The organism is Roseovarius sp. MBR-154, assembly GCF_053628595.1.
This window is the reverse complement of record NZ_JBRJGR010000012.1, coordinates 66,513-79,251: the sequence shown is the minus strand read 5'-3', so window position 1 is coordinate 79,251 and position 12,739 is coordinate 66,513. Positions and strand designations below refer to the sequence as shown.

The window sequence follows — 12,739 nt, the reverse complement described above, 5'->3', positions numbered from 1 at the left end:
CCATGAACATGGTCTATAAACCAACCCTGCCATTCTATCAGCCGACGGGCCGCGAATGCGATCTCTTCGAGACGGCCCATGACAACGGTTTGCCCCTGCTTCTGAAGGGGCCGACCGGCTGCGGCAAGACCCGCTTTGTCGAGCATATGGCCGCCCGGCTGGGCAAGCCGCTCTATACCGTGGCCTGCCATGACGATCTGTCGGCCTCGGATCTGATCGGGCGCTACCTGCTCAAGGGCGGCGAGACGGTCTGGGTCGACGGGCCGTTGACCCGCGCGGTGCGCGAGGGTGGGATCTGCTATCTCGACGAGGTGGTCGAGGCACGCAAGGACGTGACCGTCGTGCTGCACCCGCTGACCGACACGCGCCGCACGCTGATGATCGACCGCACCGGCGAGGAACTGGTGGCGCCTCCTGGCTTCATGCTGGTGGCCAGCTACAACCCCGGCTATCAGAACGTGCTCAAGCGGCTGAAACCGTCGACGCGGCAACGCTTCCTGTCGATCTCGTTCGACTTTCCGGCGGCCGAAACCGAGATTGCCGTCGTGTCGAGCGAAAGCCGGTTGGAGCCGGGGCGCGTCGCACCGCTGGTGCGGCTGGCCGGTCATATCCGCAACCTCTCGGGCATGGACCTTGAGGAAGGCGTCTCGACCCGGTTGCTGATCTATGCCGCCACGCTGATGGCCGGTGGCATGGGCGTCGATCAGGCGCTCGAGGCGGCGGTGATCGAGCCGCTGAGTGACGAGCCCGACGTGCAGCAGGCGCTGCGCGATCTGGTCACGACGATCTACGGGTGAGGATCATGCATCTTCTCGACCTGATGGAACCCGAAGAGACGGTGGGCAATCTCTGGCATGACATGGCCAGCGGCATCGGGGCGGATGTCACCTATCCCGAGGCAGGCGTCACGCTCGCCTCGGTCCGGCCCAGCCTTGCGGTGCTGTTTCGCGGTCTGGGCGGCGCGCCCGGCGTGGAACTCAGCGAGGCGGCAGCGACGCTGATGCGCCATCGCCGCCCGCTGCGCCGCAAGCTGGGGGCGGAGCGCGACCGCGAATGGGTCGCAGGCTTTGACGGCGAGCGGCTGACGCTGCCGCCGGTCATCGCCGCTTTTCCCGATCCCGCGCTGAACCGGGCCGCGTATTTCTGGCTGACCGCGCTGGCGGCAACCGGGGCTGTCGCCGACCTGGACCTGACCGCGACCGGCCCGTCACAGGATTGCGCCCAGATCCACGCCAACGCCCGGGCCACCGATGCCGCCTACGCGGCCTGCCCCGGTCTGCGTCGGGCCTATCACGCGATGGCGCGTCATTGCATCGTCACGCGTCCCGACGTGATGCGGCCCGCTCAGGAAGCGGCCCTCGAAATCGCGATCCGCGATCAGCTGCGCGGCAACATGCCGGGCCTGGCATCGTCCATTGCCCCCCGCGGCTACATGCCGATGACACCCGTTCCGATATGGCTGCGCTTCGCCGTGCCGGCGACCGGCAGTTCGGCAGACGAAATCTCGCCCGATCCGGCAGCACCGCCGCCTCCGAACGCGGCCCATTCCAACCGCAAACTCGGCGAGCGCAAGGATCAGGATCAGCAAAACCGCAAGGACAGCTTCATCATCCACCGCTTCGAATCGATCCTGTCCTGGGTCGAATCGATGAACATCAACCGCAGCGTCGATGATGACGATGACGAGAACGCCCAGAAGGCGGCGGATGATCAGGATCGGATCACCCTGTCGAAGCAGGCCCGCAAGGTCGCCACGCGCCTGCGCCTGCATCTCGATCTGTCGCCCGCCGATGCCGATCACGAGGCGCTGGCAGGCACGCATACATACCCTGAATGGAACCATCGGTCGCGCAGCTACATGGCCAACCATTGCCGGGTGCTGGATGCACCGGTGGCCGCGTCCGACACCCCCTTCGCGCCGAACGCCCGCCGCATGCGCGAGGTGCGCCGCCAGTTCGAGGCGCTGCGCCCGCGCCGCATCCTGCAACCGCGTCAGGTAGAGGGCAGCGAACTCGATCTCGACGCGCTGCTGACATCGCGCGCCGATCTCATGGCGACAGGGCGCGGCTCGGACCGGATCTGGCAATCGGCACGCCAGACCGAGCGTGACCTGTCAGTGGCCTTCCTGATCGACACGTCGCGCTCGACCGAAGCCGCGATCGGCGATACCTCGGTGATCGAGGTGGCGCGCGAGGCGATGGCGGCGCTGGCGGCGGGCATAGACGCGGCGGGCGATCGGCTGGGCATCTGGGGGTTTTCCTCGCTGCGCCGCGACCGGGTGTTCCTCAGCCGCTGCAAGGGCTTCGAGGCCGACATGTCGCCCGAGATCACCGCCAATATCGGCGCGCTGACCCCTGGGCATTACACCCGCCTCGGGGCCGCGATCCGCCATGTCAGCGCGCAACTGGCTGAAGAGCCGAGCGCGCGCAAGCTGCTCATTGTGCTGACCGATGGCAAGCCCAACGATCTCGACCATTACGAAGGCCAGCACGGCATCGAGGACAGTCACATGGCCGTCCGCGAGGTCCGCATGGCGGGCCACAGCCTGCATGGCATCATCATCGACGAGGACGGGCAGGACTGGTTCGCGCGCATTTTCGGGCGTGGCGGCTTCACCCTTCTGCCCGACCCCGCGCGCCTGACCCGCGCGCTCCCCGACATCTACCGCACGCTCACACAGGAGAATTGACATGCGTTGCCTGACAGTCCTTTTCGCGGTGCTCATCGCATCGCCGGCCCTTGCCAACAGCTTCGAGCGGCCAATCCCGCAGGCGCAATCCGCCACCGCCGAATTCTGGTACGCGCTGGCCTGCATAGCGCTCATCATGTCCATGATCGCCGTGCAGCGGCTGGTCTCCCGCAGATGACACGCCAAGGCTGGTCCACCCGCCGGATCGCCCTCGCCCTCTATCCCTTTGGCGCCGGGGCGGCGGCGGTCAACGTGTTCTTCGCCTCGCTGATCTTAAGCTGGATCGGCGGGCCCGTGGCCTCGACCGCGTGGTCAATCGCCCTCGGGTGCGTGATCGGGGCCCCCGCGACGTGGTACTTCGCCCGGCATATCCGGGGGCTGATGGATATTGCCGATGCGGCGGCAGAGCAAGCAGCCTCCTGATCCCGCACGACCGGCCAGCGCAACGGCTGCCCCTGCCCGGCCAAGCTGCGTTCAGCCGCCGGGCCGCAGGCCGCGCAGAACGCTCGTGCCAAGAAAGACGAGCGCCGCGACGCAGACGATGGACGGACCGGCGGGTGTATCGAGCAGATAAGCCGATTGCAGGCCGATCACCGCCGCCGCCCCGCCGATCACCGCCGCCATCATCGCCATCTGCTCGGGCGTGCGCGACAGGGGGCGGGCGGCGGCGGCGGGGATGATCAGCATGGCGGCGATCAGCAGGACGCCCACCACCTTGATCGCCACCGCCACGGTGATCGCCAGTGCCAGTGTCAGGATAAGTTGCTCGCGCCTCGGGTCGATGCCGCCGGCATGGGCAAGCTCTTCGCTGATGGTCGAGGTCAGCAATGCCGACCAGCGCCAGCCGATCAGCCCCACAACGAGCGCCGCACCGCCCCAGATCACCGCCAGATCACCACGCGACACCGCAAGGATGTCGCCGAAAAGATAGGCCATCAGGTCGATGCGGATGCCCGACAGGAACGACACCGCGACCAGCCCGAACGCCAGCGCGGAATGCGCCAGAACGCCCAGCAGCGTATCCATCGCATAGCCGCGCCCGGTGAGCAGCGTCACGCTCAGCGCCATGGCAAGCGCCACCGCCACCGCGCCGGCAAAGATGGAGATCTGGAGCGCCAGCGACAGCGCCACGCCCAGAATCGCGGCATGTGCGGTCGCATCGCCGAAATAAGCCATCCGCCGCCAGACCACGAAACTGCCCAGCGGGGCCGCCGCAAGGGCGACGCCAACACCTGCCAGCGCAGCGCGGGTCATGAAATCGTCCAGCATCATTCGGCGGCCTCGGTCGTCTTGTCGGATGGCATGTGCCTGTGCCCTTCGTCATGGGCGCAGGACTCGTCATGGGCGTGGTCATGCTCGTGCCGGTAAAGCGCCAGCGCGCCACCGGTTCCGGTGCCAAAAAGCGCGCGGTATTCCGGCGCGGCAGAGACAATCTCGGGCGTGCCTTCGCAACAGACATGCCCGTTGAGACAGATCACCCGATCCGAGGCCGCCATCACCACATGCAATTCATGGCTGATCATCAGCACCGCGCAGCCGGTTTTCCGGCGGACCTCTTCGATCTGGAGATAGAAGGCGGCGGAGCCGGGCTGGTCCAGCCCCTGCGTGGCCTCGTCGAGCAAGAGCAGGTCCGGCTCGTTGATCAGCGCGCGCGCCAGCAGGACGCGTTGAAACTGTCCGCCCGACAGCGCCGACATCTGCCGTTGCGCAAGGCCCGGCACGCCGGCCCGGTCAAGCGCCTGCGCGCAGGCCGCGCGCGCGACGCCCCCGGCCAGGCGCAGGAACCGGTCCACCGTGATCGGCAGCGTCGGGTCGATATGCAGTTTCTGGGGCACATAGCCGATACGCAGGCCGGGTTTGCGCGTGATGCGCCCCGATGCCAGCGGCACCGCACCGATGAGCACGCGCAGCAGCGTGGTCTTGCCAGACCCGTTGGGCCCGACGATGGTGACGATCTCGCCCGGCTCCACGGCGAGGGACACGTCATGCAACACCCGGTTCGCGCCGTAATTGGCCGCGATGTTCTCAATCGAAACCAGGCTCATGCGTCGGCCTTGTCCGCGCAGGCAGGGCAAAGGCCCTCGGCCTCGACCACCGTCTGTTCGATCCTGAACCCGGCGGCCCGCGCCGCGTCGCCAAGCGCCCCGCGCGCAGGCGTCGATTGCGCCTCGGCCACCGACTGGCACAGCCGACAGATCATGAAGGCCGGCGAATGGCTGGCCCCGGGATGGGCGCAGGCGATAAACGCGTTCAGCCGTTCGATCTTGTGCGCGAAACCGTTGGCGACAAGGAATTCGAGCGCCCGGTAGGCCACCGGCGGTTGCGAGCCGAACCCGGCCTCGCGCAGCCGGTCGAGCATCTCGTAGGCACCAAGCGCGCGATGTTCCTGCAGGAGGATTTCCAGCGCCTTGCGCCGAACCGGCGTGAAGCGCAGGCCCTCGCTCTGGCAATGTGCCTCGGCCGCCACGATGGCGGCGCGGATGCAACTGGCATGGTCATGTGCCTCAAACCCGATCGGATCGGTCGCTACGTCCTTTCCCGGTCGAGCGGTACTTGTCATGTTATCTCATTTCCTGTATCCGGAGCGTGACGTTATATAATCACATGGAGTCGGATATGTCCAGAATGCTCGTGCCGCTGTCTGTTGCAACCTCGCTGCTCGGCGGGACGGCACTGGCGGATGTGCCACGCGTGGCCGCCGATATCGCGCCGGTGCATTCACTCGTGGCACGCGTGATGCAGGGGGTGGGCACGCCCGCGCTGATCGTGGCATCCGGGGCAAGCCCGCATGAGTATAGCCTGCGGCCGTCCGAGGCCGCCGCGTTGCAGGAGGCGGATCTGGTATTCTGGGTCAGTCCGGATCTGACGCCCTGGCTCGGCGATGCCATCGCGACACTTGCCGCCCGGGCGACCGTCACGGAACTGCTCGAGGTCGAGGGCACGCTGGACTTGCCGTTCCGCCAGGGTGCGCTGTTCGAGACGCATGCGCATCGGGATGACGATCACCAGGGCCACAGCGATCACGAGGGTCACAGCGATCACGCGGACGGCGACAGCCACGACGCACATGACCATGAGGACCACGCCGAGGCCGCAGAGCATGATCACGACGATCACGGGCACGAAGGTCACGATCACGGCGAACACGATCCCCACGCCTGGCTCTCCCCCGGGAATGGCGCGGTCTGGCTGAACGCCATCGCCGCACACCTGTCTGCCGCCGATCCGGACAACGCAGGCACCTACTTTGCCAACGCGGCCGCAGGACGCGAAGATCTGGCCGCCCTGAGTGCCGAGATCAATGGCATTCTCGATCCGCTCCGGGGCCGCAACTTCATCGTTTTCCATGACGCCTATCAATACTTCGAGCAGGCCTTCGACTTCCCCGCATCGGGCGCCATATCGCTGTCCGATGCGTCCGATCCCAGCCCCTCGCGCATCGCCGAGATCCAGGCGCGCGTGACGGAGCACGACGTGACCTGCGTGCTGTCCGAGCCGCAATTCGATCCCGGTATCGTGGCCGCGGTCATGGACGGCACCGACACGCGCACCGGCGTTCTCGACCCGCTCGGTTCGGATCTGGAGCCCGGCCCGGATCTCTACCGCGATCTTCTGCGCAACCTGGCAACGGCCATGGCAGACTGCCTTTGACGCATCACGTGATCGGATCAGGGCGAAATCAGCGACCTTGAACCCATTCCGGCAGGGGCCTTGCAATGTCCTGATGCGACGCGCAAAGTTGTCGAGGTGGGTCAGGCGATCGAGAGGCGCGGTGGTATCATCACCGCAGGTCGAAGGTCAGTTCACCCGACTGGAACCCCTCAAACGCGCCATGTACGGGAGATTGGGACCGGAACCGCTCAGAGCTCGAATGCTGCCTCGCCGCCACATATAAACCTGCCACAGTCTGCACGCGCCATGCATGTCCGGCGCGAAATGGAAACGGATCATGTCGCCACCATGCAAGTGCCAGCAGGCGCGTGCTGAGACGCTGCTTATTTTGCAGGCGGGGCTTGCGGTTTGTCATGGCGCAGCGCACAAATTTGCTGACATGCCGCAGAAATAATTTTATCAACCGGTAAAACAAAAAGCTGCCCAACAAGGAGACCGTTATGACCACCCCCAAAGCACGGACCAATCTGCCCCTGTCACGCCGCCAGTTCATGACCACAACCACCGCTGCGGCGCTTGTTGCCGGGGCCTCGACGCTGGCCACGCCCCTGCGCGCCGCCGAGCCGATCAAGACCGCCGGGATTTATACCGTACCGGTCGAACAGCAATGGGTCAGCCGCATTCACAAGGCCGCCGTGACCGCGCAGGAACGCGGCGATGTGGACTATGTCTATTCGGAAAATGTCAGCAATACCGACTATGCCCGCGTGATGCGCGAATATGCCGAACAAGGCTACAAGCTCATCATCGGCGAGGTCTTCGCCGTGGAACAGGAAGCGCGCGAAGTTGCCGCCGATTACCCGGACATCGCCTTTCTGATGGGTTCCAGCTTCAAACAGGATGCGGCGCTGCCGAATTTCGCGGTGTTCGACAACTATATTCAGGACGCCTCCTACCTCTCGGGCATCATCGCAGGCGCGATGACCGAATCCGCCAATATCGGCATGGTCGGCGGCTTTCCGATCCCTGAGGTCAACCGCCTGATGCATGCCTTCATGGCCGGTGCCCGCGAGATGAACCTGGATATCAAGTTTCAGGTCAGCTTCATCGGCTCGTGGTTCGATCCGCCCAAGGCCAAGGAAACCGCCTTTGCGATGATCGAGAACGGCGCAGACATCTTGTACGCCGAACGCTTTGGCGTGTCGGATGCTGCGGCGGAAAAGGGCATCCTCGCGATTGGCAACGTGATCGACACGCAGGCCGATTATCCCGATACGGTTGTCGCCTCGGCGATCTGGCATTTCGAGCCGACGCTGGACAAGGCGATTGCCGAAGTGAACGCCGGCACCTTCAAGGCCGCCGATTACGGGGTCTATTCGTTCATGAGCGAGGGCGGCTCGTCGCTGGCGCCGCTTGGCACGTTCGAGGGCAAGGTGCCCGAGGCCGCCATGGCGCTTGTCAAAGAGCGCAGCGCGGCGATCAAGGCGGGCACCTTCACGGTTGAGATCAACGACGAAGAACCGAAGTCGTCCTGAATGACGGGCGCAGAGGCGGCGCAGGTCGTTCTGCGCCTTGATCGCATTACCAAGACCTTTGGCAAGCTGGTCGCGAATGACGCGGTCAGCTTCTCCTTGCATCGCGGTGAGGTGATCGCACTTCTGGGCGAGAACGGCGCGGGCAAGACCACGCTGATGAACATCCTCTTTGGCCAGTACACCGCCGATAGCGGCGCGGTCGAGGTGTTCGGGCGTGCCCTGCCGCCGGGCAATCCGCGCGCCGCATTGGATGCGGGCGTTGGCATGGTGCATCAGCATTTCACGCTGGCCGACAACATGACCGTGCTGGAAAACGTGGCCCTTGGCACGGTGCCGCTCTGGCAGCCCCGGCTTGATCGCGGGGCGGTGCGGGCCAGGATCCGCAAGCTGGCCGATGATTTCCGGCTTGCGGTCGATCCCGATGCCCGCGTCGGCACCCTCACCGTGGGCGAGCGGCAGCGGGTCGAGATCCTCAAGGCGCTCTACCGCGAGGCCAGGATCCTTATTCTGGACGAGCCGACGGCGGTGCTGACCCCGCAGGAAACCGACGATCTGTTTGCCACCCTGCGCAAGGCGGTGGCGCTTGGCCTGTCGATCGTGTTCATCAGTCACAAGTTGCACGAGGTGATGGATATTTCGGATCGCGTGGTGATCCTGCGCCATGGGCGGCTTGTGGCCGAGATGGCCACCCGCGACACCGACCGCCACGCCCTTGCCGCCGCCATGGTCGGCGCCGAGGTGAGTGCCCCCAGGGTCGCCCCCGCCACCCCCGGCGCGGCGCTGTTGCGGCTTGGCGATGTCACCACGCCCGATCAGGGCAGTGCGCCGGGGCTTAAATCGGTCTCGCTCGCCCTGCGCGCCGGTCAGATCACCGGGCTGGCAGGTGTGTCGGGCAACGGACAGGCGGCACTTGCCGATCTGATCGGCGGGCTGTGTGCGCCGCAAAGCGGTCAGCTTGATCTCGATGGCGCCAACGTCGCGCAGTGGTCGCCACGCCGCGCCGTGCAAAGCGGCATCGCGCGCATCCCCGAAGACCGGCACAAAACCGGCACGATTGCCGATTTCAACCTGACCGAAAACGCCATTCTCGAAAGCTATCACACCGCGCCGATGAGCAGGCACGGCTGGATGAACTGGGCCCGTGCCGGAACCGCGACGCAAGAGATCATCGCGCGCTATGACGTGCGCTGTCCGGGGCCCGAGACGCGGATCAGGCTGTTGTCGGGGGGCAACATGCAAAAGCTGATCCTTGGCCGGGTGCTTGAGGCCACGCCGCGCATCATCCTCGCCAATCAGCCGGTGCGCGGGCTTGATATCGGTGCGGTCAACTATGTTCATGCGCAGCTTTTGGCGGCGCGCGCGCGCGGCGCGGCGGTGTTGTTGATTTCCGAGGATCTCGACGAGATCATGGCGCTGTCGGACGTGATCCATGTGATTTCCGAGGGTCGGCTGTCGCCCGAATTTGCCCGCGGCAGCATGGCTCCCGCGGATCTTGGCGTGTGGATGGCCGGGCATGGGTTTGACGAGGGGATGGCGCATGCGCCTTGAACCGATCGACAACCCAAGCCTTGCGCGCACGACCCTGCCGCCCATGATCGCGATCGCGACAACGGTCGTGGTGGCCTCCCTGCTGGCGATGCTGGCCGGGGCCAATCCGTTTGCTGTGCTGGGCCTGATCCTGAAGGGCGCGTTCGGCTCGAAATTCGCGCTGTTGGAGACCCTGAACCGCGCCACGCCGCTTGTCTTTACCGGCCTCTCGGTCGCGGTGTCGTTTCGCGCACGGCTCTGGAATATCGGGGCCGAGGCACAGTTGTACGCAGGGGCGCTGATCACCGTGGTGCTGGGCACCGGGGCGCTGCCCTGGGGGGCGGCGGCGCTCTTGCCCACGCTTGCGCTTGCCGCGATGCTGGCCGGCGCGCTTGTGCTGTTGGTACCGGCGCTGTTGAAGGTGCGCTTTGGCGTTGACGAGGTGGTCACGACGCTCTTGTTCAACTTTATCTTTCTGCTCTTTATCTCGATGCTCCTGGAGGGGCCGCTCAAGGACCCGATGGGCATGGGCTGGCCGAAATCCGAACGCCTGATCGCCGAGGCGCGGATGCCGCGACTGGCAGAGGGGCTGCGCCTGCACTGGGGGTTTGGCCTTGCGATCATTGCGGCGGCCCTTGTCTGGGTCATTCAGCGGCGCACGACGCTTGGCTATGAGATGCGCGCCGTCGGACTTAACCGCGATGCGGCGCGTTTTGCGGGCATTCCGGTCAATGGCGTACTGATCAAGACCGCGCTTTTGTCGGGCGGATTGGCGGCGCTGGCGGGGTTTTCCGAGGTGGCCGGCGTAAAGGGCAGCCTGACGCTCGATCTGTCGCCCGGCTTTGGCTATACCGGCATCATCGTGGCGATGCTGGCTTTGCTCAACCCGCTGGCGGTGGTCGGCGCCGCGCTTTTCGTGGCGGGGATTTTCGTCGGCGCAGACAGCATGAGCCGTGCGGTTGGCGTGCCCACCTATCTTGCCGATATCATGCTCGCAACGGCGCTCTTGCTGATGGTGCTGGCGATATTGCTCACCCGGTTCCGGGTGGTGAGGGAATAGCGCATGGACATCCTTGATATTCTCCTCTCCGCCAGCTTCTGGGCCGCCGCGATCCGCATCGCGAGCCCGCTTGTCTTTGCCACCCTGGGCGAGTTGATCTGTGAACGCGCCGGCGTGCTGAACCTCGGGATCGAGGGGATCATGGTTGCGGGGGCCTTTGCCGGCTGGATGGCCGTCTATTCCGGCACCGGTCTCTGGACCGGGGTGATGGTGGCGATGGTGGTCGGCATGGCGTTCGGACTGGTCCATAGCCTGCTGACCGTGCCCTTTGGTCTGTCGCAGCATGTGGTCGGTCTGGGCGTGACCCTGCTGGCGACCTCAAGCACCTATTACGCCTATCGCCTTGCCTTGCCCGAGGTGACAAGCCCGCCCAAGATCACCGCGTTTCAGCCGTTCGAGATCCCGCTCCTGTCGGATATCCCGCTGATCGGTCCGGCGCTGTTTGCACAGACGCCGATGACCTATCTGGCCTTTGTTCTGGTCCCGGTGGTGTCACTGGTACTTTATCGCACACCGTTCGGTCTGGCGCTGCGCGCGGCGGGGGAAAACCCTGCGGCGGTGGCGGCGCAGGGGCTTTCGGTGATGGGTATCCGCATGGGCGCGGTGATTATCGGCAGCGGTTTCATGGCCATGGGCGGCGCGTTCCTCACCATGTCGGCGTTTGATTCCTTCTTCTTCGAGATGGTCAACGGGCGCGGCTGGATCTGTATCGCGCTGGTGGTGTTCGGCGCGTGGAAGCCGGGCAAGGCCCTGTTGGGCGCGGTGCTTTTCGCGGCGTTCGATGCGCTGCAAATCCGGGTGCAGCAGACGCCGCTCGGTGCCGACATCCCCTATCAGATATTCCTGATGACGCCCTATGTTCTGTCGATCCTGGCGCTTATCGTGATGTCGCGCCGCGCCGAGGTGCCGGGCGCCCTCATGGTGCCGTTCAACAAAGGAGAACGCTGATGTTCGATCTGGTCGTCAGGGGCGGCACATTGCCGGATGGCCGACTGGCCGATATCGGCATCACCGGGCCCGAGATCACGGCGATTGGTGATCTTGGCGCGACCGAGGCCGGCGAGGTGATCAACGCCACTGGCGATCTTGTCAGCCCGCCGTTCGTCGATCCGCATTTTCACCTGGATGCGACGCTGAGCTATGGCATCCCGCGCGTGAACGCCAGCGGCACCCTGCTTGAGGGGATCGGTCTTTGGGGCGAATTGAAACAGATCGTGACCCAGGAAGAGATGGTCGCCCGCGCGCTGGAGTATTGCGATTGGGCCGCGAGCATGGGCCTTCTGGCGATCCGCAGCCATGTCGATACCTGCGACGACCGCCTGCTTGGGGTGGCGGCGATGCTCGAGGTCCGCGACAAGGTCAAGGGCTACATCGACCTGCAACTGGTGGCCTTTCCGCAAGACGGATTTTACCGCGACAACGCCGCGCGCGACAACACCATTCGCGCGCTTGACATGGGGGTGGATGTGGTCGGCGGCATTCCGCATTTCGAACGCACCATGGCCGATGGCGCGGCGTCTGTGCGGGAACTCTGCGAGTTGGCGGCGGCGCGTGGCCTGCGCGTCGATATGCATTGCGACGAGACCGACGACCCCCAGAGCCGCCATATCGAAACCCTCGCCTTTGAGGCGCAGCGCCTCGGCTTGCAGGGCCGCGTTGCGGGCAGTCATCTGACCTCGATGCACTCGATGGACAACTATTATGTCTCGAAACTCCTGCCGCTGATGGCCGAGGCCGGGGTCGCGGCGATCCCCAATCCGGCGATCAACATCATGTTGCAGGGGCGGCACGACACCTTTCCCAAACGCCGTGGCTTGACGCGGGTCAAGGAGATGCAGGCGCAGGGCATCACCGTCGGCTGGGGTCAGGATTGCGTGCTTGATCCGTGGTATTCGCTCGGCACGGCGGACATGCTTGATGTGGCCTTCATGGGGCTGCATGTGGCGCAGATGTCGCATCCCGACGAGATGCGGCGTTGCTTTGACATGGTCACCACCCAGAACGCCCGCATCATGGGGCTTGAGGGCTATGGCTTGCAGGTCGGCGCACAGGCGTCACTGGTAGTGCTCGATGCCGGTGATCCGATCGAGGCGCTGCGCCTGCGCCCGGCGCGGCTTGCGGTGGTCTCCAAAGGCCGGGTCATTGCCAGGACCCCGCGTCAGGACGCGACCCTTTCCTTGCCCGGGCGTCCCGACACGATCCGACGGCGGCACCGGCAGGACCGTTGATATTCGGATTTACAATGACATTTCATCGGGAACGTTCGATCGGTTGCTATGAGCGTCACCCCACATGCACCCGTGCTCCGGCTTGAAC

At 65.3% G+C, this 12,739-nt stretch carries 14 protein-coding genes; 10 read left to right on the top strand and 4 right to left on the bottom strand.

What is annotated here, in order from left to right; genetic code table 11:
- The first annotated feature begins 2 nt into the window (after positions 1-2).
- The 4 genes from ACSSV4_RS14970 to ACSSV4_RS14955 are packed head-to-tail and all read left to right on the top strand — an operon-like array spanning position 3 to position 3,112.
- A complete protein-coding gene (locus ACSSV4_RS14970) occupies positions 3-797 on the top strand; it encodes an AAA family ATPase (RefSeq protein WP_454275935.1) in 795 nt (264 codons plus the stop codon).
- Between the two features lie 5 nt (positions 798-802).
- Positions 803-2,689: a VWA domain-containing protein gene (locus tag ACSSV4_RS14965; protein ID WP_454275934.1), complete on the top strand. Its 1,887-nt coding sequence runs from the start codon at positions 803-805 to the stop codon at positions 2,687-2,689.
- Between the two features lies 1 nt (position 2,690).
- Positions 2,691-2,867 (top strand): protein NnrT, encoded by a 177-nt coding sequence (locus ACSSV4_RS14960; protein WP_454275933.1) that lies wholly within the window; start codon positions 2,691-2,693, stop codon positions 2,865-2,867.
- Positions 2,864-3,112: an NnrT protein gene (locus ACSSV4_RS14955; protein WP_454275932.1), complete on the top strand. Its 249-nt coding sequence runs from the start codon at positions 2,864-2,866 to the stop codon at positions 3,110-3,112. The genes ACSSV4_RS14960 and ACSSV4_RS14955 overlap by 4 nt, the downstream gene beginning before the upstream one ends.
- A 51-nt stretch (positions 3,113-3,163) precedes the next feature.
- On the opposite strand, the gene ACSSV4_RS14950 is transcribed toward ACSSV4_RS14955, so the two are convergent.
- From ACSSV4_RS14950 to ACSSV4_RS14940, 3 genes are read right to left on the bottom strand one after another with little or no spacing between them, the layout of a single operon-like run.
- On the bottom strand, positions 3,164-3,958 hold the full coding sequence (locus ACSSV4_RS14950; protein ID WP_454275931.1) for a metal ABC transporter permease: 795 nt from the start codon (positions 3,956-3,958) through the stop codon (positions 3,164-3,166).
- On the bottom strand, positions 3,958-4,734 hold the full coding sequence (locus tag ACSSV4_RS14945; RefSeq protein ID WP_454275930.1) for an ATP-binding cassette domain-containing protein: 777 nt from the start codon (positions 4,732-4,734) through the stop codon (positions 3,958-3,960). The genes ACSSV4_RS14950 and ACSSV4_RS14945 overlap by 1 nt, the downstream gene beginning before the upstream one ends.
- A complete protein-coding gene (locus tag ACSSV4_RS14940; RefSeq protein ID WP_454275929.1) occupies positions 4,731-5,249 on the bottom strand; it encodes a transcriptional repressor in 519 nt (172 codons plus the stop codon). Before ACSSV4_RS14940 ends, ACSSV4_RS14945 begins: the two co-directional genes overlap by 4 nt.
- A gap of 56 nt (positions 5,250-5,305) precedes the next feature.
- Here ACSSV4_RS14940 and ACSSV4_RS14935 point away from each other — a divergent pair, with 56 nt between their 5' ends.
- Positions 5,306-6,340, top strand: a complete 1,035-nt coding sequence (locus ACSSV4_RS14935) for a zinc ABC transporter substrate-binding protein (protein ID WP_454275928.1) — start codon at positions 5,306-5,308, stop codon at positions 6,338-6,340.
- A gap of 130 nt (positions 6,341-6,470) precedes the next feature.
- Here ACSSV4_RS14935 and ACSSV4_RS14930 read toward each other — a convergent pair whose 3' ends face one another.
- Positions 6,471-6,791: a hypothetical protein gene (locus ACSSV4_RS14930; protein ID WP_454275927.1), complete on the bottom strand. Its 321-nt coding sequence runs from the start codon at positions 6,789-6,791 to the stop codon at positions 6,471-6,473.
- A 10-nt stretch (positions 6,792-6,801) separates the two neighbouring features.
- On the opposite strand from ACSSV4_RS14930, the gene ACSSV4_RS14925 reads away from it, so the two are divergent.
- From ACSSV4_RS14925 to ACSSV4_RS14905, 5 genes are read left to right on the top strand one after another with little or no spacing between them, the layout of a single operon-like run.
- Positions 6,802-7,836 (top strand): BMP family protein, encoded by a 1,035-nt coding sequence (locus tag ACSSV4_RS14925; RefSeq protein WP_454275926.1) that lies wholly within the window; start codon positions 6,802-6,804, stop codon positions 7,834-7,836.
- Entirely contained in the window at positions 7,837-9,384 is a 1,548-nt protein-coding gene (locus tag ACSSV4_RS14920; protein ID WP_454275925.1) for an ABC transporter ATP-binding protein, read from the top strand.
- Positions 9,374-10,423 carry an ABC transporter permease gene (locus ACSSV4_RS14915; protein WP_454275924.1) on the top strand — a complete coding sequence of 350 codons (1,050 nt, stop codon included), beginning with the start codon at positions 9,374-9,376 and terminating at the stop codon, positions 10,421-10,423. Before ACSSV4_RS14920 ends, ACSSV4_RS14915 begins: the two co-directional genes overlap by 11 nt.
- A 3-nt stretch (positions 10,424-10,426) precedes the next feature.
- Positions 10,427-11,371 carry an ABC transporter permease gene (locus tag ACSSV4_RS14910; protein ID WP_454275923.1) on the top strand — a complete coding sequence of 315 codons (945 nt, stop codon included), beginning with the start codon at positions 10,427-10,429 and terminating at the stop codon, positions 11,369-11,371.
- Entirely contained in the window at positions 11,371-12,651 is a 1,281-nt protein-coding gene (locus ACSSV4_RS14905; protein ID WP_454275922.1) for an amidohydrolase family protein, read from the top strand. The genes ACSSV4_RS14910 and ACSSV4_RS14905 overlap by 1 nt, the downstream gene beginning before the upstream one ends.
- Positions 12,652-12,739 lie beyond the last annotated feature (88 nt).

Coding starts and splice junctions, on each gene's coding strand:
- ACSSV4_RS14955 (WP_454275932.1), top strand. CDS start 2,864: ATGACACGCCAAGGCTGGTCCACCCGCCGGATCGCCCTCGCCCTCTAT.
- ACSSV4_RS14920 (WP_454275925.1), top strand. CDS start 7,837: ATGACGGGCGCAGAGGCGGCGCAGGTCGTTCTGCGCCTTGATCGCATT.
- ACSSV4_RS14940 (WP_454275929.1), bottom strand. CDS start 5,249: ATGACAAGTACCGCTCGACCGGGAAAGGACGTAGCGACCGATCCGATC.
- ACSSV4_RS14965 (WP_454275934.1), top strand. CDS start 803: ATGCATCTTCTCGACCTGATGGAACCCGAAGAGACGGTGGGCAATCTC.
- ACSSV4_RS14905 (WP_454275922.1), top strand. CDS start 11,371: ATGTTCGATCTGGTCGTCAGGGGCGGCACATTGCCGGATGGCCGACTG.
- ACSSV4_RS14915 (WP_454275924.1), top strand. CDS start 9,374: ATGCGCCTTGAACCGATCGACAACCCAAGCCTTGCGCGCACGACCCTG.
- ACSSV4_RS14910 (WP_454275923.1), top strand. CDS start 10,427: ATGGACATCCTTGATATTCTCCTCTCCGCCAGCTTCTGGGCCGCCGCG.
- ACSSV4_RS14935 (WP_454275928.1), top strand. CDS start 5,306: ATGTCCAGAATGCTCGTGCCGCTGTCTGTTGCAACCTCGCTGCTCGGC.
- ACSSV4_RS14960 (WP_454275933.1), top strand. CDS start 2,691: ATGCGTTGCCTGACAGTCCTTTTCGCGGTGCTCATCGCATCGCCGGCC.
- ACSSV4_RS14950 (WP_454275931.1), bottom strand. CDS start 3,958: ATGCTGGACGATTTCATGACCCGCGCTGCGCTGGCAGGTGTTGGCGTC.
- ACSSV4_RS14925 (WP_454275926.1), top strand. CDS start 6,802: ATGACCACCCCCAAAGCACGGACCAATCTGCCCCTGTCACGCCGCCAG.
- ACSSV4_RS14945 (WP_454275930.1), bottom strand. CDS start 4,734: ATGAGCCTGGTTTCGATTGAGAACATCGCGGCCAATTACGGCGCGAAC.
- ACSSV4_RS14970 (WP_454275935.1), top strand. CDS start 3: ATGAACATGGTCTATAAACCAACCCTGCCATTCTATCAGCCGACGGGC.